The organism is Aneurinibacillus aneurinilyticus ATCC 12856, assembly GCF_000466385.1.
GTDB classification, from domain to species: Bacteria; Bacillota; Bacilli; order Aneurinibacillales; family Aneurinibacillaceae; genus Aneurinibacillus; species Aneurinibacillus aneurinilyticus.
Genome location: NZ_KE952777.1, coordinates 33740 through 60659, shown reverse-complemented (window position 1 = coordinate 60659; position 26920 = coordinate 33740). Strand labels below are relative to the sequence as shown.

The window sequence follows — 26920 nt, the reverse complement described above, 5'->3', positions numbered from 1 at the left end:
CTCTTTTTATTATTAGTTCAATCGCTATTGTACGATAATCGCACTATCAATATTCGTAAACACATTCTCCTGCATTGACGGCCCATCTACCGCCGTAATGACTTTCTTGTTCGGCACGCTGACAATATAGGCAACATTATTCATCAGCACAAGCGATTCCTTCGCACCCTTGGCCTGTGCCTTCTCTACAGCACCTGTCAACTTGGCAATATCATCGTTGCTTAACGAAATCCCACGCTTCTCCAACCGTTGCAGGGCATGATTGGAAAAATCAATGGAATTTTTTGTTTCATCCAGCTTCTGCTGAAATACCGTATTGAATAAAGTTGCTGCCTGATTTTCTTTCTTTTTAGGTGTTGCCGGTGTTAATGTTTGCGGATAAAAGATGTGTCCGGCTTTAATGTGGTTCACGCTCCGCCACCTTCATTCATTCGCTCGGTACCTTCTCCTTTGGAATCATCCGCAGGCGGTGTTTTTCCTCCGTCTTCTTCCGGCTGTTTCCCGTCCTCTGTCTGTCCAGGTTTTTCCTCCGGTTTCTCAATTGGCGGCGCGGATGGGTCCGTTATGCTTTCTATTAAACTCATATCCATCTTGGTACCGTCCTGCATGACCAATTGCACTTTGCCATTTTTGAAGCTGACAGCCGCTACAATCCCTTCCTTCGGTACTTTATTCATGACTTTTTCGCCATTTTCGTCTGTACCTTCTACATGCTCGGTCCATGTTATTTTCTTACCGATCATGGTTGATAACCCGCCAACGTATTGGGTTTCTACAAAAGCAGAAACGAAGACAGAAAACATATCGTTCAAGTTCGTCATCTGCTCAAGCGTACTGAACTGGGTCAGCTGTGCGATAAGCTCCCTGTCCTGCAATGGCTGTGTCGGGTCCTGGTTCTGCATTTGTGTGATCAGTAATTTCAGAAACGCTTCTTTCCCGAGAGTTGTGTTATCCATAAACGATTTTGTATTTGATTTAGCAGTTGATTTAGCCATTGTCTGATTGGATGTAGCTGGTGCAGCCATTGGTTGATTAGATGTAGCCATGCTCTTATACTGATTGATATCGCTGATAGCCATGCTCTTGTTCCTCCTTTCTTCGATGTTTTAGCTTACTATCTCCTCAGGCTCAGGTATCCCTTCACCTAACAGCTCTTCTAAATTAAATTCAGCTTCTTCGGCAGATTGTTCTTCCTCACCTTTTTGCTGCTGCTGTGAATTTCCCTTTCCTTGCTGAAGCAAATCGGCGTTTGATTGCTCACTTGAAGTGGTAGCCATATATGACACTTCGATTTTCTCCACCTGTAGCCCCTGTTGCATCAATGCGTGACGCAGTTGATTCAATTGCTGCTCAATCGCTTCTTTTCCTGCAACCTGACTAGTAATGAAATGTGCCGTAACCGCTCCATTCAAGGCAGTAATCCGTACGTCAACCCGCCCCAAATTCTCTGGGAAAAGGCGCAGCGTCGTTTCAGTTGCACCGGTACCACGGTTTACCTGAATTTGCTTTACAATGTATGTTTCCATCTCATTCGCGAAAAAACGGGCCGGAACGAGCGGTACATTTGCATTACGCGTTGGCGTAGCACCCTCAAGCTTCACATTTGGAACATTCTCCTGCAGCTGATGATGCATCGCCTTCGTTACTGTTCCTTCTTCCGGTATAGAAGAATCTGATACAGGCATAGCCCCCTCGCCTGTCTGTGCTGTTTCCTTTACAGGTAAAGCATTGGACTGAGTTATTGCTTCATTAAGGGGAGCAGCATCTGTGTGCTTGCCTATAATAGCATTTTGTATAGGCTGACTCATATTCTCCACTTGTGAAAGCACTGTCTGTAGTCTGCTTGTAAAATCACGCGGCAACACATCAGCATTCTTTCCTTTTAGCAGATTCAAAATATCCTTCACTTTTTGATCCATATTGGAAATGAATAAGGGCTCTTCTTCCGTTGCAACAATTCCCTGCTGAATAGGAGAAACACCTTCATGTAACCACTCGCCTGCCCTTTTACCTTGTGCATCCTGCTTTCCTTGATTCATCTGCTGTAGCAATTGGTAGATTTGCTGCAAAGCGGCATACAATTCTTCTGAAACCTCGCCATCTTTCAACACATCCTGATTCTCTTCTACCTGTTTCACTATATCTGTTATAGTGTTTAATAGATTTTCTAGTGTTTGCAAGAGAGAGTCAGCTTCTGTTTTTTTAGGAGATGATAGAGCATCGGATGCTTCTTTCGTCCCCTCATTTAATGCTGCCTGCATTTCACTAGCAAATGAAGTGGCAGGAGCAACAGAATTGTTTGTACTAGCAGAGCGGGAAGGAGCGTTTGTGATAGGAAGACTTCCATTCACTTGTATCGTTGTCAATTTTTTCACCTCCTTTCAATGTTAAATATAAGAAAAGGATATGAAAAACACAATGGCTTTTCTTAGTTAATTCGTTAACAACTTTTGACTAATTTTTGCTGCAAGCGTTGCCCGATTCTTATCCTTGGCTAGCTCCGATAAAATTTGTCCACGCTGACCTGCCTCCATCTGTAATAGAACAAGCACAGCCTTTCTTTCATCCGATGCAAATAGTTTTTCGATCAAATTAGCTGCGTTCGTCGGCTGCATGCTCGAAATTGAAGCTGCCAATTCACGTATGGATGCATTGTATTTTAAATCAAGAAGGCGTTGCTGCAACGCACCAGGATCATTTGAATCGGTCAAAGAAGTTTCTTTCAAAAGCAACGTTAAATCAGCCGCTGTTTTCGGATCCATTTTGGCCATAATAGCTGAACGCTCCTCTGGCTTCATGACGAGCAGGAGCTGACCTGCTTCTTCGGGAGACATCTTCTCCATAATGGGAGCTGCTTTCCCGGCAGACATCGATGTATATACCTTAGCCAGGTTTTTAATCTGCTTCTGCTTTTCTATATCTATTTGCTCCTGCGTAGCTTTGGTAGCTACTTGCTGGCTTTGCGTCTGTTGCTGCAATTGATTTTCACGCTCTGCCTTCTTTTTCAATTCATTAACTTCCCGTTCTTTTACCGCCAATCTCGTTTCCAAATCAGTAACCTTCGCGTCTTTTTTGTCCGTCTTCGTTTCTTCTTTTTCAGATGGCGAACGCTCTACCGCAGCGTCAGGAATTAATTTTTCAATGACAGGAACCTTATTCAATTCTTTGGCAAGTATCCCTACCACATTGTAACCGAACATTTGAGCAATGATGGCTGAAAGTACAAGAGTAAATAATAGCGGAATAAAAATGATGTAAAAAAACCATTCCAGCCTGCTATATGAACGCTCTTCTGCTATTTCTTCCATGAAAACACCCCTAGTGCGGCTTCACTCTTTGCCTGTAATACCGAGCCACCGCTATCTCATCCAATTCTTTCTGCTCTATTTGTAGCATTCTTTCTTTATATTTGTTGAAAGAGTGCTCTTTGAGCTTCTCCCATATTTTCTGTTCCATTGCCCGCTCTGATAGGATACCTTGCTTTGTTTCTACGTCTTTTTCCGCTTGTACCTTTGTCTCATTAACCTGTACGATCATACGCTGTAGATGTCCAACGTACTCATAGTTCGTTTTCAGTTCTGCAAGGGAAATGTTTTCTTCTTTCCGCACCATACGTTCCTCTACCTGCTGTTTATTCTTTACAAGCTCAGAGAGGCGCTTTTGTTCACGATGCAACGCCTGCATTGACTTACTATAGCTAATCTCTGCCTGCTCCTTTTCTTTCTCCTTCATATCCAGGATTTTTTGAAAGGAATAAATAAACGACACGGTGATCACCCGCCTAATTTGGAGTAAAGGTTGCCGTCAACGCTTCGATCGATTCCTCAAGATTCGATCGTTCATCCACGCTTTGTCCTGTATACCGCATAATTGTATCCTTATATCGAATTGCCTGATCAATATCACGATTTGCCCCACTCTTATATGCGCCAATATTAATTAAGTCCTCGGCATCACGATACACCGCCATCAACCGCTTTAATTCATTGGCTGCCATATAATGCTGTGGTGTAACGATTTCTTTCATTACCCGACTCACGCTTGCCAGAATGTCAATCGCAGGATATTGTCCTGTATGGGCGATTTTTCGGCTAAGAACGATATGCCCATCCAGAATACCGCGCACAGAATCGGCAATCGGATCGTTCATATCATCCCCTTCTACAAGTACGGTATAGAAAGCGGTAATCGAGCCTGCTTCTGACGTTCCCGCCCGCTCTAGCAATCGTGGAAGCAATGCAAATACTGATGGCGTATATCCACGGGTAGCAGGAGGTTCGCCAATAGCCAGTCCCACTTCCCGCTGCGCCATGGCAAAACGCGTGACGGAGTCCATCATCATCATGACATTCAGCCCTTGGTCGCGGAAATACTCGGCAATCGCTGTCGTCAGCAATGCTCCTTTTATCCGGATAAGCGCCGGCTGATCGGACGTGGCAACGACAACAACTGAACGTTTCAGACCCTCTTCGCCAAGGTCGCGCTCGATAAAATCAGCCACTTCTCTGCCGCGTTCTCCGATAAGGCCGATTACGTTCACATCAGCCTCTGTATTGCGGGCAATCATACTAAGCAGCGTACTCTTCCCGACACCACTTCCCGCAAAAATGCCGATGCGCTGTCCTTTTCCTACCGTAAGCAGCCCATCAATGGCGCGTACTCCCACAGAAAGAGGCTCACGAATTCGCGGGCGGGAAAGCGGGTTAGGTGGCTGGCTATCAACCGGATACTCTACCATCGCATTTGATAGAAGCCCTCCGTTCATTAACTTACCGCTGCCATCCAATACTTGTCCGAGCAACTCCATGCCTACGCGCACAGTTAACGGCTTACCAGTCGCAACCACATCACAGCCGGGACCGATGGCCCCCAGTTCCCCAAGGGGCATTAACAACACCTTATTGTCTTTAAAGCCTACTACTTCAGCCGGAACAGGGATCAAAGATGCCACAGGATAAATATGGCATACTTCCCCGATCTTCACGTTCGGTCCCATAGCCTCTACCGTTAATCCGATGACTTGCGAAACTTTCCCATTAACCCGAAACGGATCTGCCTGTTGCAAAGCGGAAAGATATTTTTCAAACTGCAGCATGATTACAATTCACCTTCATTAGCCAGAACGGCCTGCAACGCTTTTTTGATTTCTTCAAGCTGAACATCCACCCTTGCATCTACACTTCCCATGGTTGTACGGATAACCGCTCCTCCGTCTGTGACGGCATCGTCTGGAATGATTGTTATTTCCACTTGACTGTCTAAAACCTCAAGCAGCTTGGCTCGATTCTCCTGCACATATGTATACGTATCAGGACTCACAGCTACTGTAACTGACTTGTATTCCTGCGTCCGCGACAATGCCTTACGAATTAACGCAATAACATTCTCTTTGTCGAGCATGAGCTGTTCTCCGATAACCTTGCGGGCAATTTCGATAGTTAGGTCAAGAACGAATGGCTCAGCTTCTGCAATCATGCGCCGCTTTATGCTTGGCGCCTCTTCCAAAATTGCAGCGGCTTGTTCAAGGGCCTGCGCATACTCTTCATATACGAGTCGGCGCCCCTCTTCCCTGCCCTCTTCCCTGCCCTGTTCCATCCCTTGCGCATAGCCTTCCTGCCTGGCAAAGTTCCGTGCTTCCTCATCTTCTACACGCTTTTGATTCCACCATGCATCAACTTCTTGTCTGGCTTCCTGTATAACAGCTTCTGCCTGACGCCGGGCTTCCGCGACGATGCGTCCCGCTTCTTCCTCCGCATTTTTAATTATTTCATCAGCCTTGGATATGGATGAACTCTCATCAGCAACCTTGCCAACTTCTTCTGCACCCATCTGTTCCTCAGATTTTTCCATAAGTCGGGTATCTTTTTGGTGCTGAAACTCGATCACTTTCTTATTTTCCATTGTCGAGTAAGAAGCGGATTTGATAATCCTAGACAATGATTTCATCTCCTCCGCCGCGGGCGATAATAATCTCGCCAGCTTCTTCCAGACGGCGAATCGTCGCTACGATGCGAGTCTGTGCCTCTTCTACATCACGCAGCCGTACCGGTCCCATATATTCCATCTCTTCCCTGAATGTATCCGCCATCCGTTTGGACATATTGCGGAATACTACATCGCGCACTTCCTCGTTTGCAACTTTCAATGCAAGCATAAGATCCGCATTCTCCACATCTCGAATAACGCGTTGAATGGACCTGTCATCAAGCACAACAATATCTTCGAATACGAACATTCTTTTCTTGATTTCTTCGGCAAGCTCTGGGTCCTGAATCTCAAGCGTATCCAAAATAACCCGTTCCGTACTCCGGTCAACATTGTTAAGCATGTTGACCACTGATTCGATGCCCCCGGCCTGCGTATAATCCTGTACAACGGTAGAGGATAGCTTCTGCTCCAACACGCTTTCAACCTGGCTGATTACGTCCGGTGACGTACTCTCCATCAGTGCAATGCGCCGCGCCACCTCTGCCTGTCTTTCCTGAGGAAGCGCGGATAGAATAGCCGCCGATTGTTCCGGTTCCAAATAGGAAAGAACAAGAGCGATAGTTTGCGGATGTTCATTTTGAATAAAGTTTAAAATCTGGCCCGGATCAGCCTTACGTGCAAAATCAAACGGGCGAACTTGCAGGTGTGCAGTTAAGCGATGAATAATATCAAACGCCTTTTGCTGACCGAGCGCTTTCTCCAGAATTTCTTTAGCGTAATTAATCCCGCCCTGAGAAATGTATTCCTGTGCCACACAAATTTGGTGGAATTCGGTTAAAACTGACTCTTTATCTTCGCCCCCCACCTTTCGCACATTCGCAATTTCAAGTGTTAGCTGTTCAATTTCTTCTTCACGTAAATGTTTAAAAACTTGAGCGGATACTTCCGGTCCCAGCGAAATTAAAAGAATCGCCGCTTTTTGCCTTCCGCTTAATTCTCTTGACGAACGTGTCATGTACATCCCTCACCCCTATTCGTCTGCTAGCCAGGTGCGCAGCAGGTTGACGAATTCTTCCGGTTTCTCGCCTGCCAGTTTTTCCAGTTGCTTGCGCACGATGACCTCTTCGCCTTCTTCTGCATACTGCAACTCCGGAACTTCGAACGGCTTCGTCTCCGCCGCTTCCGCTACAGCTTGTTCCTCTTGATTTCTCCGCCTGCGCACTACAATGAATGCGACAACAGCAACAATAAGCAGAAGTCCTGCGATGCTTGAAACGATAATAAGAGTCCAATTATTCCCTTCCACTACCACTTCTTGCTTACCATTAAACGCCTGCGCAAACACATTTATCCGCTGGTTAATCTGCTGCTGGGTAAACTCTGTTCCTTGTGAGGATAGGGACGTGCGTACAACGTTGCCGATAATCTGCTGGATATTCGCCTGCACTTCCCGGGTCAAACTTGCCGGATCATTTGCATTTGGCGGTTCCACACCAACACTGATTGAAATATCCTCAATCTTATATGGTTGTCCGACAATATTTTGCTTAATCCGGTTGACTTCCCGGTTTACACGATCCTCTACTTTTTCCGATTCAACGTTTTCGCCGCCAGTAGCGCCTGGATAGCCGGGGATTTGTGTTTCGCCCGTTCCGGCTGTTCCTCCGGCAGATGCCCCTTTACCTGAATATGTCTCCTGAATCTTTTCTGCGCTAATTATGATTCCTTCATTGTTTTCTTTATCTACCGGCTCGACAAGCTGTTCTTCCCGCTGCGTCTTATCAAAATTGAGCTTAACGTACGTATATACGAAAACTTTATCGCGGCCAAGAATCGTGCCTAACATGTTTTGCAAGTTCTTCTGGATATCCGTCTCGATGTCTTTTTTTATTTTGCGTTGCTTCTCATATTGATCCAGCGAATAAGCGTTGTCTCCCTCATCTGCCATCTCAAGCATCTCGCTGTATTGATTCATGATGGCAATTTTATCTTTCGGCAAGTTCGGCACGCTTTTGGATACCAGGTTATACAGCGCGTTAATTTGCTGCGGGCCCAATTGTTTGCCCGGCTCAACATCGACTACAATCGAAGCGCTCGCTGTCTCTCCATTCTCGCGGGCAAACACAGTTTCCTGTGGCATAACGAGGGTGACTTTCGCATTTCGAACGCCATCGACCATTTTCAGCAGATCCGCCAGTTGGGTTTGCATCGCGTCACGCTCAATTACATCAAACTGCCGATCCGTCATCCCCATGCCGATATTCTGGCTAAAAATATCTAAGCGTACGCCGTCGCCTTTCGGTACGCCTTTAGCTGTTAAATCGGCTGCCAGATTATATTTATCCTTCTCAGGCACAAGCACGCTGTTTCCTTGAATTTGATAGTTGGCGTACCCTTTTGCATCCAGCTCCGTTTTAATCTGGGCCACATCCACTTCAGTTAAATTTCCGCTAAAGAGGGGCACATAATTTGGTCTGGAGGCTATATAAATTGCTAAGGTTGCCGATATAATAAGAAACGCGGCAATTGCGCCTATCATCATTTTCTGTTTTTTTGAGAAGCGGTTTGAAAACTCCGTGAGATTCTCCCGCCACTGCTGCAATCTTTCGTTCATCCTCCACCCCGCCAATTGCCTTTAAATTACTAGATTTGCATTCGCATAATTTCTTGATATGCCTCTACAGCCTTATTGCGCACCTGCATAGCCATATCAATTGCTATGCCCGCCTTCTGCGAGGCAATCACTACTTGATGTATATCTTGAACTTGTCCCGCAGCCAAACCCTGGTTCAGCGTGTCACTCGCCTTTTGCAGCCCGTTTACATCCTGAATCGCATTCTTCAAATAGGCCGAAAAAGCGGTGGTCGCTTCATAAGGTGTTGGGGCAACCTGTTTCCCATCTCCCTGTACAACTTCTACCGGAAGACCCATCCCGATTTTTTCTATCATATTCTCGCCCCTTACTTACCGATCTCTAAGGCTTTCGTAGCCATCGCCTTCGCTGCATTAATTGCCGTTACATTCGATTCGTATGCCCTGATTGTTGACATCAAATCCACCATTTCTTTCAGTATATCGACGTTCGGAAATGCGACATATCCTCGTGCATCTGCATCTGGATGCGTTGGATCATACATCCTTTTTGGCTCCGTCCGATCTTCCATAATCCGTGTAACACGCACGCCATTTGTAACCGTTCGGCCCGTTTTGTTGGCGGCCGTCTGAAGGAAATTCTGAAAGCTCAAAGTCTCTTTCTTTGGTTCAATGATTGCTACTTTTCGTTTATAAGGCTGCCATCTGCCGTTCACATACTCGCCACGCGTCGTATTCGCATTGGAGATATTGCTTGAAATAACATCCAGCCGTAACCGGTTGGCCGTCAATGCAGATGCGCTACTATCAAAGCTTCCAAACAATGCCATCGTTACTTCCCTCCTATTACGGTCCGCAGCTTGTTGTATTGACCACTCGCTTGCTGTACAAGTGCGTTATACCACAGTTGGTTTCTTGCCAGGTTCGTCATCTCAAAGTCCAAGTCGACATTATTCGCGGCATTTTGCATAGGTCCTACAGCCTCATCAATCCGCAACTTTGGCCCAACACTCTGAAGAGATGGCATGCCAAAAGATATATGCTTCTCGTTTGTCCTATAAGCGGTAAATGCGGTAGAACCTTTAGCCATCGCTTTCTGAAGCTCATCTTCGAACGCAACAGACTGGGTCCTATAATGAGGGGTATTCACATTCGCAATGTTATTACTAATGGCCTGATGACGCAACGTAGCAGCATCAAGCGCCTTTTCAAAAATTGACATGGTTGGTGTTGAAAGCATATTTCTTCCCCCTTTCATCCTATGTATGAAATGGTTTGAACTATAATGTTCCATATCAGGAAAATCAAATCCTGCCAATTCGACAAATTATGTGTAATTCGTACAACAATCTTTATATTAGCAGATTGTATTAAACGAACAAAGCCCTATCTTAAAGATAGGGCTTTGTTACCTGACATAAAATAGGATTTTACTACGAACAAAATATTTTCATTAGAAAGCTATGAATATTCAACTACGAAGTCTTCAGCTTTTCCAGTTCCGGTAATAGTTTTTCATTCAGGATTTTAATGTACGTTCCTTTCATACCGAGCGAGCGTGATTCGATGACACCGGCGCTTTCCAGTTTACGGAGCGCATTTACAATAACCGAGCGCGTAATGCCTACGCGGTCAGCAATTTTACTTGCAACCAGTAGACCTTCTTTTGCATCCAACTCTTCGAAAATATGTTCTACAGCTTCTAATTCACTATAAGATAATGAACCAATCGCCATCTGCACGACCGCCTTGCTGCGTGCCTCTTGCTCAATCTCTTCTGCACGCTCACGCAGAATCTCCATACCTACTACCGTTGCACCCACTTCAGCCAGCACCAAATCATCATCTGTAAACGTTTCGTTTACACGGGCCAGAACAAGTGTACCTAGACGGTCTCCGCCTCCGACAACCGGAACAATCGTCGTTAGACCTTTCTTGAATAAATCTTTCATCTCTACCGGGAACGCCGTATATGGACTTTCGATATCCAGGTTCGCCGACGTTTCATCCAGACGGAGCAATTGCGTGCTATAATCCCCCGGGAAGCGACGTTCATCAAGCATTTTGCGAATGCGCTCATTATCTACTTCCTGTGCATTCGCATAGCCAAGAATCTTTCCTTTGCGGCTCAACACGAAAATGTTAGCCTCGATAATCTCACTTAATACTTCTGCCATTTCCATAAAGTTTACCGGATGTCCCGCCGTCTTCTGCAGCATACGGTTAATACGGCGAATTTTTGTTAGTAAATCCATTGTTGTAATTCCTCCTTCAAAGTTTACAAAATATAACGACTCAAATCTCGATCTTCTACGATGCCTTTCAATTTATCCCTTACATATTCCGGGGTGATAACGATTTTTTCCAGTGTCACATCGGAAGCTTCAAATGACAGGTCTTCAAGCAATTTCTCCAAAATGGTATGTAATCTCCTGGCACCGATATTATCCGTGTTCTGATTCACCTCGGCTGCAAGTTTAGCAATCTCTTTAATAGCATCGTCAGAAAATTCAACTTTTATTCCTTCTGTCTCCAATAAAGAAATATATTGTTTGATCAAAGCGTTTTTCGGTTCGGTTAAAATTTGGACGAAATCTTCTATACGTAAGCTATCAAGCTCCACGCGAATCGGAAAACGTCCCTGCAGCTCTGGAATTAAATCGGACGGCTTCGCCATATGGAAGGCACCGGCCGCAACAAACAGCACATAGTCGGTTTTTACGGGACCATATTTAGTCATAATCGTAGAGCCTTCTACAATCGGCAAAATATCCCGCTGCACTCCCTCACGCGATACTTGGGCGGAATTCGATTCTTTACCGGCAATCTTATCAATTTCATCAATGAAAATAATCCCGCTCTGCTCGGCCCGTTCTATGGACTCCTGAATAACTTCGTCCATATCAATCAGCTTTTGGGCCTCCTGCATCGTTAGCACCTTGCGCGCTTCCCGAATCGGCAGCTTTCGTTTTTTCATTTTTTTCGGCAAGAAATTCCCCAGCATCTCTTGCATATTAATACCCATTTGATCCATACCTGAACCTGAAAACATGTCAAACATTGGTGGGGCAGCATCTTCAACCTCAATTTCAATCACAGTATCTTCTAATTGCCCCATAGCGAGCTGATGCGCTATCTGGCGCCGCTGCTGTGACAACGAAAGATCTTCCGTGTCATCAGTCGAAGACTGATACGTGTTCTGATTGCCAAACAACATCTCAAGCGGATTTTTATACGCCTTGCCACCTTGCTTACCGGGAACGAGAACATGCACAATGCGCTCATTCGCCATCGTTTCCGCTTTATCCTTTACCTGCTCCGTTTTTTCTGCTTTCACAATACGGATTGCCGTTTCTACCAGATCTCGAACCATTGATTCTACATCGCGACCGACATAACCAACTTCGGTGAATTTCGTAGCTTCCACCTTAATAAAAGGAGCCCCAGTCAACTTAGCCAATCGTCTGGCAATTTCCGTCTTCCCAACTCCTGTCGGTCCGATCATTAGAATGTTCTTCGGTACGATCTCATCGCGAATCTCGTCCGGAAGCAAACTGCGGCGATACCGGTTACGCAGGGCGATTGCGACAGAACGCTTCGCCTGCTTCTGTCCGACGATAAAGTAATCCAGTTGTTCAACAATTTGTTTGGGTGTTAAACGTTCAGGATTTTTCAAGGCATAGCCTCCTCGTCATTCATTGATTTCTTCGACAACCAGGTTGTGGTTCGTATAAACGCAAATATCAGCGGCCGCCGTTAGGGCTGCAGTGGCGATTTCCCGTGCTGTCAGGTTGGAAGCATGCTGTTTAAGGGCACGACCTGCTGCAAGTGCATAGTTGCCGCCCGATCCGATAGCAAGAATGCCATCATCCGGCTCGATAATCTCTCCCGTTCCCGAGATGAGAAGCATGTGCTCTTTATCCATGACAATCATGAGTGCTTCCAGTTTGCGCAGCACTTTATCCAACCGCCAGTCTTTCGCTAATTCCACAGCCGCGCGCTGCAGGTTACCATGGTACTCTTCAAGCTTGGCTTCAAACTTCTCAAACAGCGTAATCGCATCGGCTACAGAACCGGCAAATCCAGCCACGACTTTTCCATGATATAGCCGACGTACTTTTTTAGCTGTCTGCTTCATCACTACTGTATTGCCTAATGTAACCTGACCGTCACCGGCCATCGCCGCATTTCCGTCATGACGGACAGCAAAAATCGTAGTGGCGTGAAAGGTCATCTCCATCGAGTTCCCTCCATTATATTATTTTACGCCCGTGGATGAGCTTGGTTGTACACAAGCCGCATTCTCTCTCTCGTCACATGAGTGTAGATTTGGGTTGATGAAATGCTGGCGTGCCCCAGCATTTCCTGTACGCTCCGCAAATCGGCTCCATTCTCGATTAAATGGGTGGCAAACGTATGGCGGAAAGTATGCGGGCTTACTTTCAGCAGTTCGCTCGCCTGCTCTACATACTTGTTTATGATGCGGCGGACGCTACGATCCGTCAGCGGCTCTCCTCGAACATTCACGAATAAAGCATCATTTTTATTATGTTTGCACAGAAGCGAACGTCCCTCCCGCATGTAATGCTCATACGCACACAGAGCGTGCTCCCCAAGCGGAACGTATCTTTCTTTTGCACCTTTTCCGAATACTAATGCGGTGCCGGCCGACACGTCTACCGAACGTATGGTAAGTCCGATAAGCTCCGATACCCGCATGCCGCTTGCATATAACATCTCCAGAATCGCTCGGTCCCTGCAACCGAGCGGGCGGGTCGTATCCGGTAAGGCAAGCAGCGACTCGACTTCTTTCGGGAATAAAAATCCCGGGAGTTTCTTCGCAAGCTTCGGTGTCGATGCCATAGTAAAAGGATTGTGCTCAAGCATCTCCTCCCGTACCATAAAACGGTAAAAGCTTCGCAAACTTGATAGCTTGCGTGCAATGGAACGCCGTGCATAGTCTCTTTCATGAAGTTCCGTAAGATAGCTGCGTACATGGACATAAGAAACAGCAGCATATTCCGTTACGCCATGCTGCTTCATAAACGCTGTAAAAGCCCGGATGTCCTTCTCATAGTTTGTGACCGTCAGAGGGGAAGCATTCTTCTCAATCTGCAGGTACTGCTTAAACAGCAGAAGCAACGCATCAGGATGCAGACCTTCCATCCGTGTACCTCCTAACCGAGTACCAACGCATACGGGACGCGGCAACACCGCATCCCGTTCGCAATTCTTCCAGCAAAAAGTTTCCTAACAAGGTAACCCCAGCTTTTAACCGTCGTTAGTATATCATACCCTAAATGTCAACTGCAACTTAAATTGTGAACGTTCTGGGAAAAATTCTGAATCTTGTTTAATGCACGTTCAGCATATTGCTCATACCGTTCTTTTTTGTTGCGAATTTTCCTCTCAAGCGGCGGGAACAATCCAAAATTTGCGTTCATCGGCTGAAAGCTATCCGGATTAGCGGTTGTAATATAGTGCCCCATACTACCCATAGCAGTCTCAGCTGGAAATACCAGTGCTTCGAGACCACGTGCAAGTCTTCCTGCATTAATCCCTGCAATGAGTCCTGATGCAGCTGATTCAACATATCCTTCCACACCAGTCATCTGTCCCGCGAAGAACAGTGTACTCCGGTCCTTATATTGATATGTCGGTCTCAATAAGCGCGGCGAGTTGATAAATGTATTGCGGTGAATCACGCCATAACGTACAATTTCCGCATTTTCAAGCCCGGGAATCATACTGAATACCCGGCGTTGTTCAGGCCACTTGAGATGAGTTTGGAACCCTACAATATTATAAAGCGTGCCCGCACTATTGTCCTGGCGCAACTGTACGACGGCAAATGGTTGTTTACCTGTGCGCGGATCGATTAGACCAACTGGCTTCATCGGGCCGAACAGCATGGTCTGTTTTCCTCGCTTTGCCATAACCTCGATAGGCATGCAGCCCTCGAAAAAGACCTGTTTCTCGAATTCTTTTAACGGCACTTCTTCCGCCGTAATAAGCGCTTCATAAAACGCATTGAATTCCGCTTCGTTCATCGGGCAATTTAAGTACGCAGCTTCTCCCTTATCGTAGCGTGAAGCAAGAAATACTTTTTCCATATCGATGGTTTCTTTTTCGATAATCGGTGCAGCTGCATCATAAAAGTAAAGATATTCCTGTCCGGTTATTTTCTGCAATTGCTTCGATAAGTCCGGCGATGTCAGCGGGCCGGTCGCAACCACTACAATCCCATCGGGAATTTCTGTAATTTCTTCGTTGCGCACCTCGATGCGTGGATGATTGCGAATGCTATCTGTCACCGCATCGGCAAATTCATGCCGATCTACCGCAAGCGCCCCTCCCGCAGGAACCGCACAATTATCCGCAGCCCGGATAATAACGGATGAAAGGTGGCGCATTTCCTCTTTTAAGATGCCGACCGCATTAGTCAGCGAATTGGCGCGAAGCGAATTACTGCATACTAGCTCCGCAAATTTATCTGTATGGTGGGCTGGGGTATTGCGTACAGGACGCATTTCATATAGGATAACATCTACGCCCTGTTCGGCAATCTGCCAAGCTGCCTCACTGCCAGCCAAACCGGCTCCAATCACTTTTACTTTTTCCATGGCTCCATAAAGCTCCTTCTTACGATGTTTCTTCCTGATAGTCACATTCCGAGCAATGGACTACAGGACCTTTATTCTTACCCTTGCCTTTTTTCTCAACAAGCATCTTGCCGCATTTCGGACAGGCCCGGGGCAACGGTTTATCCCATGAGACAAAATCGCAGTCCGGATAGTTATTGCACCCATAGAAAAGTCGGTTCTTCTTACTCTTACGTTCCACAATCTCCCCGGTTTCACATTTCGGGCATTTCACGCCGATTTCTTTCACGATAGGCATCGTGTTGCGACAATCCGGGAATGCAGAGCAAGCAAGAAACTTGCCATAGCGCCCAATTTTGTATACCATGTGGCTGCCGCATTTATCGCAGGTCACATCAGAAACTTCATCTTTAATCTCCACTTCCTGCATATGCTTCTCCGCCACTTCTAGGCGCTTGGAAAAACCTTGGTAGAAATCATTAAGTACCTTAACCCATTCAGCTCTGCCTTCTTCAATATGATCCAGATCATCTTCCATCTTGGCTGTGAATTTCGTGTCAAGAATTTCCGGGAAGAATTCTTCCATTAACCCAAGTACGATTTCTCCTAACTCAGTTGGAATAAACCGACGATCCTGCAGTGCCACATAGCCTCTCTTCTGAATCGTATCAAGCGTCGGCGCATATGTGCTGGGTCTGCCTATCCCAAGCTCTTCAAGCGTTTTTACCAAGCGTGCTTCCGAATAGCGTGGCGGCGGCTGGGTAAAATGCTGCTTCGGATCCATTTCCGCAAGCGCTACCTCCTGCTTCTCTTCAAGCGGTGGCAGCATCTTGTCATCCTCTTTCTGAACATCATCGGTGCCCTCTACATATACCTTCATAAAGCCTGGAAATTTCACTTGTGAGCCGTTGGCACGGAACAGGGCATCCCCGACCGTAATATCTGCTGTTACCGTATCAAGCACCGCTGCAGCCATTTGGCTCGCAATGAAGCGCTCCCATATTAGGCGGTACAGCTTCATCTGATCTCTGGACAAATATTCCTTCAGCGAAGCAGGTTCTTTGGCTACAAGGGTCGGACGGATCGCTTCATGCGCATCCTGAGCCCCTTCCTTCTTGCTGAACTGACGCGGTTCACTAAGCGTATACTCTTCCCCATACGCTTCCGCAATATACTTTTTCGCTTCTTCCTGCGCTGTCGGCGAAATACGAGTCGAATCCGTACGCATATACGTAATCAAACCGACCGTACCTTCTTTACCGATATCGATTCCTTCGTAGAGTTGCTGTGCAACCATCATCGTTTTGGCTGCACGGAAGTTCAGTTTGCGGGCTGCCTCCTGTTGCAGTGAACTGGTTGTAAACGGCGCAGCTGGATTTCGTCTTCGCTCCCGCTTCTTAATCTCGTTAATTACATACGCTTTGCCTTCGATCCTATGCAGAAGTTCCTGTACTTCCGATTCGGTTTTCAGCTCAACCTTTTCGTTTCCGTAGCCGTAAAACTTAGCTTCGAATACTTCTTTATCGGACTTCAAATGCGCGGTTACTGACCAATACTCTTCTGGAATAAAAGCGTTGATTTCCTTTTCACGATCGATAATGAGCTTTACAGCCACCGATTGTACGCGCCCGGCACTCAGGCCCTTTTTTACCTTTTTCCAGAGCAATGGCGATATATTGTAACCGACCAGCCGGTCAAGAATACGCCGTGTTTGCTGAGCGTTCACCAGATCCATATCGATTTTACGCGGATGCTTAAACGCCTCTTTCACCGCTTGCTTCGTAATTTCATTAAATACGACACGGCACGCTTGTTCCTCGTTTATGTTTAAACTATGTGCCAGATGCCAGGCAATGGCCTCGCCTTCACGGTCGGGGTCCGCTGCCAGGTAAATGTTTTTTACCTTCTTAGATGCATCCCGCAGTTCTTTCAATACGTCTCCTTTGCCGCGAATGGTGATATATTTCGGTTGAAATCCTTTTTCAGGATCGACTCCCATTTGACTTTTCGGTAAATCCCTCACATGGCCCATCGATGCTTTTACAATATATTTCTTACCGAGATATTTCCCGATTGTCTTCGCCTTTGCGGGAGACTCCACTATTACCAGTGAATCTGCCAAGCATGTTTCCCCCTTTTCTGAAAGAAAAGAATTCCTCCTATTATTAATTACAAAACTTGCGTTTGTCAAACATCTTTCTTATTTCCCAGCCGGATAAAAGCAGGTCCGGGCAATTGTGCAATTTGCTGTTTTACTTGCAAAGATAACAAAAGATAGTGTAAATAGCCAGAGGAAAACGAAGTTCGACATAAAATGTCTTCATATGACATCGCATCCCACCCAATGACGGACAATACACTTTTCTCCTCTGAGGTAAGAGAAGGAACAGTTGTATTGTCTGCATAGATTGTATTTTCATTTGTATCCGAAATTAAACCTGTATATTCGCTTAGTATATCATGAGTATTTTGTACTAATTTTGCTCCCTGCTGAATCAGCCAATGACAGCCTGCGCTCCTTGGAGAAAAAATCGAGCCCGGCACAGCGAAGACATCCCTTCCCTGCTCAGCGGCCAAATCGGCTGTAATGAGCGAGCCGCTGCGCGAGGCCGCCTCGACAACAAGTACGCCGCGTGCAAGTCCGCTAATAATGCGATTTCGTTCAGGGAAAAATCCCCTCATCGGCTCCATATCCGGAGGATACTCAGACAAAATCGCTCCCTTGCGTCTCAGTTCCGCAGCCAAGACTCGGTTCTCGGAAGGATAAACAACATTCACGCCACATCCAAGTACGGCTACTGTGGCACCATCAGCGGCTAAAGCCCCTCTGTGAGCTTCACTATCAATGCCCCGTGCCATGCCAGATACAATCATCACATCTCGCTCTGCTAACGTACGTGCCCATTGTAGGGCGACGTTTTTGCCATAGGTCGTAGGCCGACGCGCACCTATGACTGCAATAGCAGGTCGATGTAAAAGCTCCTTGTTACCAGTTATGTATAAAATCTCAGGCGGGTCAGGAATTTCTCGCAACAGGTTAGGATACTCGGAATGATGCTGGGTAAGTATATCAATTCCTTGCGCTGCCCATTTCTGTGCGCGCATTGCAGCATCTTGCAAACTAAATTTATTCTTGATATGCTCTGCTACCTCTGGTGTGACCTCTAGCATCTTTTGTATATCCCTTAGGGTACAACAAGAGAAATCTACCGCCTCTCCAAGCAGACGCGCAAGACGAAGTGTACGGCGCCCTACCCGGTTAATATGTGATAAAGCCAATAGCATATACGCTTGTTTTTCCATTCTTCCTCACTCCTTCATATTCTTACTAATGAATTTCGAGGTAAAATATGGAAAATCCTTCCTTGTAAGTACGAATTATAAGAAAAAGGAGCGCTTATGCAGCGCCCCTTTTTTATACACTTATTTAATTGTTTTGCATACTTCAAGCAGACCATGGGCTTTGAGTGCTTCGATCATTGTCTCGCCCATAACAGCAGGTGTTTTCGCTACACGGATGCCGCAAGCTTCCATCGTCTTGATTTTTTCCGCAGCTGTTCCTTTACCGCCGGAAATGATGGCACCAGCATGTCCCATACGCTTTCCTGGAGGTGCAGTTTGACCACCGATGAAGCCTACAACTGGTTTCTTCATGTTAGCTTTTACCCATTCTGCCGCTTCTTCCTCTGCTGTACCACCAATTTCACCAATCATGATAATCGCTTCGGTATCCGGATCTTCGTTGAAAAGCTTGAGACAATCAATAAAGTTCGTGCCATTAACCGGGTCTCCACCAATGCCTACGGCAGTGGATTGGCCGATACCGTTCGTTGTAAGTTGATGAACCGCTTCATATGTCAGGGTTCCGGAACGGGATACGATCCCTACTTTACCCGGTGCATGAATATAGCCCGGCATGATGCCGATTTTGCATTCGCCTGGTGTGATAACGCCTGGGCAGTTCGGTCCGATAAGACGGGTTTTGCTGCCTTCCATGTAGCGTTTTACTTTAACCATATCAAGTACAGGGATACCCTCAGTGATGCAGATAACCAGATCAAGTTCTGCATCCACAGCTTCCATAATCGCATCTGCTGCGAACGGCGCTGCAACATAAATAACAGATGCGTTCGCGCCTGTTTCTTTCACTGCTTCATTTACTGTATCAAAAACGGGGAATCCGTCAACTTCTGTGCCACCTTTTCCTGGTGAAGTACCGCCAACCATTTGCGAACCGTATTCGCGGCAACCTTTTGCATGGAATAAACCAGTAGCACCAGTAATACCCTGAGTGATTACTTTTGTATCTTTATTGATAAGAATACTCATAACTCTCCAGTCCCACCTTTCTTATTTCACCAAGGAAACGATTTTTTCCGCGCCGTCTGCCATCGATTCTGCCGCTACGATATTGAGGCCGGATTCGTTAAGGATTTTCTTGCCAAGGTCTACATTTGTGCCTTCAAGACGCACAACCAGCGGACGGTCAAGACTTACTTGTTTTGCCGCTTCTACTACACCCTCTGCAATAACATCACACTTCATAATACCGCCGAAAATGTTAATGAAAATACCTTTTACATTTTCATCGGATAGAATCAGCTTGAAAGCAGCCGTAACCTTTTCTGCAGTAGCACCGCCCCCAACATCAAGGAAGTTCGCCGGTTCGCCGCCGTAGAATTTAATAATGTCCATTGTAGCCATCGCAAGACCAGCCCCATTAACCATGCAACCGATGTTACCACCAAGTGCAATGTAGTTAAGGTCATAGTTGGAGGCTTCGATTTCTTTTGGATCTTCTTCATCAAGATCACGCAATTTCATCACATCTTGGTGACGATAAAGTGCATTCGAATCGAAATTCAATTTCGCATCGAGCGCCATAACATTACCGTCGCCTGTTACAACAAGCGGGTTAATTTCTGCGATCGAGCAATCTTTATCAACGAACGCCTGATATAAGCCCATCATGAACTTCACAGCTTTATTTACCAGTTTGCTTGGAATGTTAATCGAGAAGGCAAGTTTGCGTGCTTGGAAAGGCAGAAGTCCTACAGCCGGATCAATCACCTCTTTGAAGATTTTTTCCGGTGTTTTTTCTGCTACCTCTTCAATTTCGGTACCGCCTTCTTCAGATGCCATCATTACTACGCGGTTCGTATTGCGGTCAACAACAAGTCCTACATAGTATTCTTTTTGAATGTCGCATCCTTCTTCAATCAGCAAACGCTTTACTTCTTTGCCTTCCGGCCCTGTTTGATGTGTAACAAGGACCTTACCGAGGATTTCCTGCGCATATGTACGAACTTCGTCCAGGTTTTTGGCGATTTTAACTCCACCTGCTTTACCGCGTCCACCCGCATGGATTTGCGCTTTCACTACATATACGTTCGTATCCAGTTCCTTCGCCGCTTCTACCGCTTCGCTTACCGTGAACGCTACTTTTCCATTCGGTACGACAACGCCGTACTGCTTAAGTATCTCTTTGCCTTGATACTCATGGATATTCATTCTCCATCCTCCTAACCACATTTTGCATAAAATAAACGCATCAAGCTTCTCTCTCATAAGCTCGTCTGCGCAATACAGTATAGCTTATTCGGCACGATTCGGCAAATACCTGCATGCTTTCTTTAATTTTTCTGATTTTTTAACATGCTTTTTGTCCACAAAAAAAGCAGATGTAGGGCATCTGCTTGTCAATGAGGCGGTACATGTAAGTCCCGCTTATTTATTTCTTCCATCAAAAGTGCAATAAATTCCTGTTCCAGACCAAGGTGCGTCGCTTTCACATAGGCATCAAGCAACGCTTCATCCGAAAGTAAGTGCATAGACGCTCCTCCTCGTTTTCTACCATTTTCCATATTGTAACATTCGCTTTTTTGCGGAACAAGCGTTCTGTTATCCACAACTCCTTGTGAATAAGTTGTGCACAAACATTCAGACTCATCTTGAAACCTGGCTTTTTCTTGTAGATATTGTTATCCACAGAGATTTATGTCGAAAAATTTTTATTATATTTCCTCTTTCCATTGCTTCTGATCAAGAGCTCGGTACTGAAAAGCCTCGGCAACATGTTCTTCACGGACATGTTCGCTATCTTCCAAATCAGCAATCGTACGGGCCAGTTTGATTATCTTATCATAGGAGCGATTGCTTATGCCGCTCGTCTGATACAGTGCAGAAAGCCACGCCTGCACCGTATCAGAGAGAGGAATGTAGTGTGTAAGCCACCGTCCCGATACTTGTGAATTAACCTGGATTTGTGTTCCGGAATAACGATGTGCTTGTCTCTCTCGTGCCGCCTGTACCCGCTCACGCATCATATCCGTCGTGATTGACCCCGCTTTTTGCATATCGTCGATGCGTACTCTTGGAACCTCCACTTGAATATCCATGCGATCAAGCATCGGACCGGACAGTCTTTTCCAATATCGCTTAATCTCATTTACCGAACACTTACATGGTTGACTCTCTGTTTCAAAACGATAAAACCCGCAGAGGCACGGATTAAACGAGCTGACAAGCAGCAGGTGGCAAGGAAATGAAAACTTTCCCTCCTTGCGTACGAGTGTAATATGTCCGTCCTCAAGCGGCTGACGCATCGCTTCCAGTACATTCCGTGAGAATTCAGACCATTCATCCAAAAATAATACGCCCAGATGCGAAAGGCTCATCTCTCCCGGTATGGGAAAAGCGCCTCCTCCAACCATGCCTGCACGAGTGATGGAGGCGTGTGGAGCACGAAACGGAGGATACGGTGTTTGCTTCCATCGCTCTGAAAGCAACCCGCAGGCACTGTAAATTGTGTCAACAATAAGCGACTGTTCCTCATCAAGCGAAGGCAAAATGGCAGGAAAGCGACGTGCCATCATCGTTTTCCCCGTACCGGGCGGTCCCACCATCATTAAATGGTGCAAGCCGGAAGCGGCTACTTCCATTGCCCGTTTAACATGATACTGTCCTTTCACATCACTGAAGCAAGCTACCTCCATGATTTGTTCCGTCTGACTGAACCGCCTTCTATTCTTTTCATGGGAATGACAAAGCGCTTGCAGTTCATCATTCGACAGTGAACAGCATGCTACGCATTCCTGCAATGTAGCAATTCGCACAATCGGCAGCTTTGCCCGTTCGACATCCTCTTCACATGAAGCGGGAATAACTGCACCTGCAAAGCCAGCCTGTTTAGCAGCGAGAATCATCGGAAATAATCCATGCAACGGACGCAACCTTCCATCAAGCGACAGTTCCCCAAGAAATATCCAGTTAGCAAGCTCATTTTGAATGGTTACCTGCCCACTGCCAAGCAAAATACCAATCGCAATCGATAAGTCCAGCATAGAACCTGCTTTGCGAACGTCTGCCGGTGCGAGATTCACTGTAATACGCTGGAGAGGAAATGAGTATCCGCTGTTTTTTATCGCCGATTTAACTCGATTACGCGCTTCACGTACGGACGAGGCGGCAAGTCCGCTAATTTCGAAGTAGGGCAATCCGTTGGCGATATCCACCTCTACCTCTACATCTATCCCTTGAATTCCTAAAACTGTAGCGCTATATACTCGTGCGAACATCCTTCCCACTCAACTCCTTTTTGTAAAAAAATACCATATTATTTTTCGAATAGCTAGAGTTGATTTTTCTCCCTTTTTCTGTAATTAAATACCGCAATAAAAAAACACCTGCAAATTGCAGGTGTTTAAAAAGGAGGTGTTACACATCGAGTACACTATACTATATGCACAAAGGCGACATTTCATGTGGACAGGTGTCATGGGAAGATTGTTTTTCCGCTGCCTATTTATATGTCTTCAACAAGTGTGGTATGTCTCACTAAAAAGCATGCAAAATATGCATGACTTCCGGCTCGGAAAATGAAGCAGCCACCGTCACCACGATAACGTCAAATCGGATCGGAGGAACAGTCTGCTTTCCGTAATATTGCTGCAAATACTCAAGCGCTGTTCTGCGAATCGTGCGCTGTTTTGTAGCAGTAACTGCTTCACTGCCATGACCGTATATGTTGCTGGTCCGCATCTTAACTTCAATAAACACAAGCCATTCTCCATCATGCATGATTAAATCAATCTCTCCGGTACGCGTGCGGAAATTTTGCTGTGCAAGCTGGTATCCTTTCTGCTCCAAATAACGGCACGCAAACAATTCCCCGTCCTCACCCTTTTGCTTATTCGTTTTACGCGGTGGTATCATTTCCGTCCGCTCCGTTGATCTGTTTGATAGACAAAAGCGAGAATTTCCGCCACAACCTGATAAAGTTCCACTGGAATCTGTTCATTCAGCTCCAGACTACTCAACACTTCCACCAATGACGGATCCTGTTGAACCGGTACACCATGTTCTTTGGCCTGTTCCATAATCTTTTCAGCTATATGGCCCTGGCCTTTTGCGATGACACGGGGCGCTTCTGCCTCACCAGGTGTATAACGCAGAGCAACCGCACTTTTACGCTGATACGGCCGTTTCATACGCGGAAATCAACTCCTTTGTAATAAGCCACGCTTGAAGGCGGTAATGAAAGCGAAGAAACAGCTGTACTGCTCTCTCCTCCCTTGTTTTCCGGTACGGCTAACACACGCAGGCCCGATAAACGGTATCCTTGCTCAGACAGGCTTCGTTCTAATGAAGCACGCAAAGCACGCACCAAATCACCAAACCCCTCCTGGTTATTGTAAATTGTGACAGATAGAATCTTATTCACAATAGACACATCCAGCATGGTTTCACCTATATTCCGCATAGATAGATAAAAAAACATGCGGCAATTGTCAGGATCCAGTTCTCCTCTACCTTTCTTCCGTGATTCGATTTGGATAAGCGTGTTCTCCCCATTCTCCTGACCGGGCGCCGGAAGTTGGATAGCCACCTGGACGAAAGCATTATCGCCTGCTGGGCCTGCCATCATAAGCTGCTGGCCTGTTACTTGTTGCACAAACTGCTGCATTTGTTCGCGCAAAGGAGCAGGCAGCACTTCCGCTTTCGGGTGCTGCAACAAGTGAAGCAGCGTTGATTTAATATTTTCTGCTTCCGTGGTTACAGCTTTCTCTCCTCCTATAAGACCCAACGCTTTCTCATGGTTTAGCCCCAGTCGATCGAACAAATCTACAATCGCCTGTTTTATGCCAGAAGCCGGAAGGTTTTGTTTTTGCAGAGGAGATTGGGAAGGAGGCTCCTCCCTCTGCGATGCTGAGATTGAGGGAGAAGGCGAGACAAATGAGTTTTTCACCTGTGCCAGCCCGTCTCGAACACCTTCTATCCGAGCCACAAGCTGATGTAACCTTTCTTTTATATCTACTGGCAATCCTTCCGCTTGTACTATCGCCTGTTGTGCCAGGCGAGAGAGTTTGTCCATCTCACCTTCCAGACTGGCGTTACCCGCAAATGCACGCAGAGCGAGTACAGTCTCTTTTGTAAGGGGAAATCCTTTTTTTGCCGCTAGTATCATTGCATCTTCGATTGACGGGTCTGTTCCCACTTCCGCAACGACACGTTCAAACGCATGCAAAGATTCTGCACGCAACGGAATCCCCGCATCTACCGCTTTATTTAACAGGGAAAGCGACTCTTTTGTTATGGGGGCACCAAGTGCCTTTGCCAGCCCTTCCATGCTGGCTTCTGATGCCTGGTCTGGCTGTCCAGGCTGATTAATCACCCTGAGCGTCACAGGCTGTCCGCCTGGTTGTACTTGCAGCCACGTTCTTTGGCCGAGTTCAAGAGGTGTTTCCAGACGGGCCGTTACTGTTAAGCCTCCCAGTTGTACGGTTGCCAGATTATCGGGAAATAATTTCAGCACTTTGCCCTGAAATACTTGACCCGGCATCAATTCAATAAGAGACGCCTGTCTATTATTGAACTGCTGAAGGATTTGACTCGTCATAAACCCTTGAATCATATGTTTGCCTCCTTTCCTATGAATCGAAAGTTTAACATTAAGGAACCAACACGCCCCCAAAACTGCGGCGATGAATCCGACAAGGCCCCTGAACGCGCAGGGCGGCCAGATGCTCTGCCGTGCCATAGCCCATATTCGATGCAAAACCGTATCCAGGGTACTGTGTATCATACTCTTTCATCATACGATCCCGCTCAACTTTTGCGATGATAGAGGCAGCAGCAATGGAGATACTCTTACCATCTCCACCAATAATCGGTCGCTGTTCCACGGATAGCTGCGGAATGGTTACTGCATCATTCAGTGTAATGTCCGGTACAATGGACAGATTTTGCACGGCTGTTTGCATGGCCCTCAATGTTGCCTGAAAAATATTAATTTCATCAATTAGTGCAGCATCGCTTAACGAAACCGATACAGCCACCGCCTGTTCCATTATCTGTTCGTACATTTCCTCCCGTCTGGCAGCGGGTACTTTTTTCGAATCATCCAGACCGGGCAGATAAAAATCCGGTGACAGAATAACGGCCGCCGTAACAACCGGACCAGCTAACGGTCCGCGTCCTACCTCATCTACACCAGCGATATGTGCGTATCCTTTTTCCCACAACTCCTGTTCATGCGTGCTCATATCAAGCCAGCGCTGATGCAATTGTTGTGCCTTCTCCATGCGCCGGTGCCACTGTTTATACGCCGCCTGTACACCGCTTCGCACATCGGCCGCAAATAATGCTTGTGCCTCTTCCGTTAAGCTCTTGCATGTCAGCAAAAATTCTTTTACTTCTTTTATCGTCATTTCATGTGGATTCAATAAGAACTCTCCTTATATTCACTTTAATATACCAGCACCTTTTTATAACTGTAACCACAAGTCAAACAAACAGCATGTATAACAAAAACGTGCAGCTCTGGCTGCACGTTTACGTTATGAAAATATAGCAAGGCTTATTTTCTCTTAATACGGCGTAATTTCATCCATGCTTACGCGCGCCATATCAATCGTAAATCTGTCATCAGGACGTTCAAGCGAAATTCGGCCCAATTTTCCGCCGCGTAGCTCCCGCAGAATCAATTCAGCGACCTTGTCATAATCGATATGACCACCGCTTACCAGACACCCACGCTTACGTCCAATTTCGTCCAGGAGCGCAAGCTTGCTTTCTTCCAGATTGGACAACTGATATCGACTTTTCAACGCATCTTTATAGTGCATACGCAAGTAGGCGACCACAAAAAGCGCCACTTCCTGAAAGTCGATAATCTCATCTTTAATTGCGCCACTCGCAGCCAGGCGCAAGCCTACTAAAGGGTCTTCAAACCTCGGCCATAAAATTCCCGGCGTATCCAACAGTTCGAGCACTTTGCCTACTTTCACCCATTGTTGAGCTTTCGTTACCGCCGGACGGTCACCCGTTTGCGCTACTTTACGTCCTGCCAGCCGATTCATCAATGATGACTTGCCGACATTCGGAATACCAATAATCATTGCACGAATGGCTCTGTCCTGCATTCCTTTGGCACGGCGCTTTTCCATCATCTCTTCCACCAGAGCCTGACATTCTAGCGGCAGTTTATTTACTCCACGACCGGATAGTGCATCGATTGGCAACGCTGTAACCCCATGGCTAGCAAAATATTGTACCCAGGCCTTCGTTACAGCTTCATCAGCCAAATCAGATTTATTCAATAAGATTAGACGCGGCTTGCCGGAAACAATCTCATCGATCATCGGATTGCGGCTTGATAATGGAAGCCTTGCATCGAGAAGTTCGATGACAACATCGATGAGTTTCAGTTTCTCCGTAACCTGCCTGCGCGCTTTGGCCATATGACCGGGAAACCATTGAATCGTCATATGCCTCACCTACATTTCTTTATGAATTCA

At 46.3% G+C, this 26920-nt stretch carries 28 protein-coding genes; all 28 read right to left on the bottom strand.

Annotated features, from left to right (window positions below; translation table 11 throughout):
* Window positions 1-24 precede the first annotated feature (24 nt).
* The 28 genes from HMPREF0083_RS11350 to ylqF all read right to left on the bottom strand — a co-directional run bounded on the left by HMPREF0083_RS11350 (window position 25) and on the right by ylqF (window position 26890).
* Window positions 25-411 carry a TIGR02530 family flagellar biosynthesis protein gene (locus HMPREF0083_RS11350; protein ID WP_021621499.1) on the bottom strand — a complete coding sequence of 129 codons (387 nt, stop codon included), beginning with the start codon at window positions 409-411 and terminating at the stop codon, window positions 25-27.
* Window positions 408-1079, bottom strand: a complete 672-nt coding sequence (locus HMPREF0083_RS26375) for a flagellar hook capping FlgD N-terminal domain-containing protein (protein ID WP_021621498.1) — start codon at window positions 1077-1079, stop codon at window positions 408-410. The genes HMPREF0083_RS11350 and HMPREF0083_RS26375 overlap by 4 nt, the downstream gene beginning before the upstream one ends.
* A gap of 27 nt (window positions 1080-1106) precedes the next feature.
* Complete coding sequence (locus tag HMPREF0083_RS26370) at window positions 1107-2366, bottom strand: flagellar hook-length control protein FliK (protein ID WP_051354630.1); 1260 nt, start codon at window positions 2364-2366, stop codon at window positions 1107-1109.
* A gap of 66 nt (window positions 2367-2432) precedes the next feature.
* A complete protein-coding gene (locus HMPREF0083_RS11335; protein ID WP_021621496.1) occupies window positions 2433-3308 on the bottom strand; it encodes a MotE family protein in 876 nt (291 codons plus the stop codon).
* A 10-nt stretch (window positions 3309-3318) separates the two neighbouring features.
* Window positions 3319-3768 (bottom strand): flagellar export protein FliJ, encoded by a 450-nt coding sequence (fliJ, locus tag HMPREF0083_RS11330; RefSeq protein ID WP_040302425.1) that lies wholly within the window; start codon window positions 3766-3768, stop codon window positions 3319-3321.
* A gap of 13 nt (window positions 3769-3781) precedes the next feature.
* Complete coding sequence (gene fliI, locus HMPREF0083_RS11325; RefSeq protein ID WP_021621494.1) at window positions 3782-5095, bottom strand: flagellar protein export ATPase FliI; 1314 nt, start codon at window positions 5093-5095, stop codon at window positions 3782-3784.
* A 2-nt stretch (window positions 5096-5097) separates the two neighbouring features.
* Window positions 5098-5937: a FliH/SctL family protein gene (locus tag HMPREF0083_RS11320; RefSeq protein ID WP_051354629.1), complete on the bottom strand. Its 840-nt coding sequence runs from the start codon at window positions 5935-5937 to the stop codon at window positions 5098-5100.
* Window positions 5930-6943 (bottom strand): flagellar motor switch protein FliG, encoded by a 1014-nt coding sequence (gene fliG / locus HMPREF0083_RS11315; protein WP_021621492.1) that lies wholly within the window; start codon window positions 6941-6943, stop codon window positions 5930-5932. The genes HMPREF0083_RS11320 and fliG overlap by 8 nt, the downstream gene beginning before the upstream one ends.
* 15 nt (window positions 6944-6958) lie before the next feature.
* Window positions 6959-8542 carry a flagellar basal-body MS-ring/collar protein FliF gene (fliF, locus tag HMPREF0083_RS11310; protein ID WP_021621491.1) on the bottom strand — a complete coding sequence of 528 codons (1584 nt, stop codon included), beginning with the start codon at window positions 8540-8542 and terminating at the stop codon, window positions 6959-6961.
* Between the two features lie 29 nt (window positions 8543-8571).
* Window positions 8572-8877 carry a flagellar hook-basal body complex protein FliE gene (gene fliE, locus HMPREF0083_RS11305; protein WP_021621490.1) on the bottom strand — a complete coding sequence of 102 codons (306 nt, stop codon included), beginning with the start codon at window positions 8875-8877 and terminating at the stop codon, window positions 8572-8574.
* 11 nt (window positions 8878-8888) lie between these two features.
* The gene (gene flgC, locus HMPREF0083_RS11300) at window positions 8889-9350 is read right to left on the bottom strand and encodes a flagellar basal body rod protein FlgC (protein ID WP_021621489.1); all 462 of its coding nucleotides are present in this window, start codon (window positions 9348-9350) and stop codon (window positions 8889-8891) included.
* A gap of 2 nt (window positions 9351-9352) precedes the next feature.
* Complete coding sequence (flgB, locus tag HMPREF0083_RS11295; RefSeq protein WP_040302422.1) at window positions 9353-9760, bottom strand: flagellar basal body rod protein FlgB; 408 nt, start codon at window positions 9758-9760, stop codon at window positions 9353-9355.
* A 235-nt stretch (window positions 9761-9995) separates the two neighbouring features.
* Window positions 9996-10775: a GTP-sensing pleiotropic transcriptional regulator CodY gene (codY, locus tag HMPREF0083_RS11290; RefSeq protein ID WP_021621487.1), complete on the bottom strand. Its 780-nt coding sequence runs from the start codon at window positions 10773-10775 to the stop codon at window positions 9996-9998.
* A 23-nt stretch (window positions 10776-10798) separates the two neighbouring features.
* Window positions 10799-12196: an ATP-dependent protease ATPase subunit HslU gene (gene hslU, locus HMPREF0083_RS11285; RefSeq protein WP_021621486.1), complete on the bottom strand. Its 1398-nt coding sequence runs from the start codon at window positions 12194-12196 to the stop codon at window positions 10799-10801.
* Window positions 12197-12211: 15 nt separating this feature from the next.
* On the bottom strand, window positions 12212-12760 hold the full coding sequence (gene hslV, locus HMPREF0083_RS11280) for an ATP-dependent protease subunit HslV (protein WP_021621485.1): 549 nt from the start codon (window positions 12758-12760) through the stop codon (window positions 12212-12214).
* Window positions 12761-12783: 23 nt separating this feature from the next.
* The gene (gene xerC, locus HMPREF0083_RS11275; RefSeq protein ID WP_021621484.1) at window positions 12784-13686 is read right to left on the bottom strand and encodes a tyrosine recombinase XerC; all 903 of its coding nucleotides are present in this window, start codon (window positions 13684-13686) and stop codon (window positions 12784-12786) included.
* 137 nt (window positions 13687-13823) lie between these two features.
* Window positions 13824-15143, bottom strand: a complete 1320-nt coding sequence (gene trmFO / locus HMPREF0083_RS11270) for an FADH(2)-oxidizing methylenetetrahydrofolate--tRNA-(uracil(54)-C(5))-methyltransferase TrmFO (RefSeq protein ID WP_040302420.1) — start codon at window positions 15141-15143, stop codon at window positions 13824-13826.
* 19 nt (window positions 15144-15162) lie between these two features.
* Complete coding sequence (topA, locus tag HMPREF0083_RS11265; RefSeq protein WP_040302418.1) at window positions 15163-17244, bottom strand: type I DNA topoisomerase; 2082 nt, start codon at window positions 17242-17244, stop codon at window positions 15163-15165.
* Window positions 17245-17309: 65 nt separating this feature from the next.
* Window positions 17310-18425 carry a DNA-processing protein DprA gene (gene dprA, locus HMPREF0083_RS11260; protein ID WP_021621481.1) on the bottom strand — a complete coding sequence of 372 codons (1116 nt, stop codon included), beginning with the start codon at window positions 18423-18425 and terminating at the stop codon, window positions 17310-17312.
* A gap of 120 nt (window positions 18426-18545) precedes the next feature.
* Window positions 18546-19451 (bottom strand): succinate--CoA ligase subunit alpha, encoded by a 906-nt coding sequence (gene sucD / locus HMPREF0083_RS11255; protein ID WP_021621480.1) that lies wholly within the window; start codon window positions 19449-19451, stop codon window positions 18546-18548.
* 21 nt (window positions 19452-19472) lie between these two features.
* Entirely contained in the window at window positions 19473-20633 is a 1161-nt protein-coding gene (gene sucC, locus HMPREF0083_RS11250) for an ADP-forming succinate--CoA ligase subunit beta (RefSeq protein ID WP_040302417.1), read from the bottom strand.
* 188 nt (window positions 20634-20821) lie between these two features.
* On the bottom strand, window positions 20822-20953 hold the full coding sequence (sda, locus tag HMPREF0083_RS28020; RefSeq protein WP_139188857.1) for a sporulation histidine kinase inhibitor Sda: 132 nt from the start codon (window positions 20951-20953) through the stop codon (window positions 20822-20824).
* Between the two features lie 183 nt (window positions 20954-21136).
* Window positions 21137-22699 (bottom strand): YifB family Mg chelatase-like AAA ATPase, encoded by a 1563-nt coding sequence (locus HMPREF0083_RS11245; RefSeq protein WP_021621477.1) that lies wholly within the window; start codon window positions 22697-22699, stop codon window positions 21137-21139.
* A gap of 259 nt (window positions 22700-22958) precedes the next feature.
* Entirely contained in the window at window positions 22959-23336 is a 378-nt protein-coding gene (locus HMPREF0083_RS11240) for a YraN family protein (protein ID WP_021621476.1), read from the bottom strand.
* Window positions 23333-23611 carry an EscU/YscU/HrcU family type III secretion system export apparatus switch protein gene (locus tag HMPREF0083_RS11235; RefSeq protein WP_021621475.1) on the bottom strand — a complete coding sequence of 93 codons (279 nt, stop codon included), beginning with the start codon at window positions 23609-23611 and terminating at the stop codon, window positions 23333-23335. The genes HMPREF0083_RS11240 and HMPREF0083_RS11235 overlap by 4 nt, the downstream gene beginning before the upstream one ends.
* Window positions 23608-25035 (bottom strand): hypothetical protein, encoded by a 1428-nt coding sequence (locus HMPREF0083_RS11230; protein WP_021621474.1) that lies wholly within the window; start codon window positions 25033-25035, stop codon window positions 23608-23610. The genes HMPREF0083_RS11235 and HMPREF0083_RS11230 overlap by 4 nt, the downstream gene beginning before the upstream one ends.
* A 37-nt stretch (window positions 25036-25072) precedes the next feature.
* The gene (locus tag HMPREF0083_RS11225) at window positions 25073-25846 is read right to left on the bottom strand and encodes a ribonuclease HII (RefSeq protein ID WP_040302415.1); all 774 of its coding nucleotides are present in this window, start codon (window positions 25844-25846) and stop codon (window positions 25073-25075) included.
* Between the two features lie 144 nt (window positions 25847-25990).
* A complete protein-coding gene (gene ylqF, locus HMPREF0083_RS11220; RefSeq protein WP_021621472.1) occupies window positions 25991-26890 on the bottom strand; it encodes a ribosome biogenesis GTPase YlqF in 900 nt (299 codons plus the stop codon).
* Window positions 26891-26920: the final 30 nt, after the last annotated feature.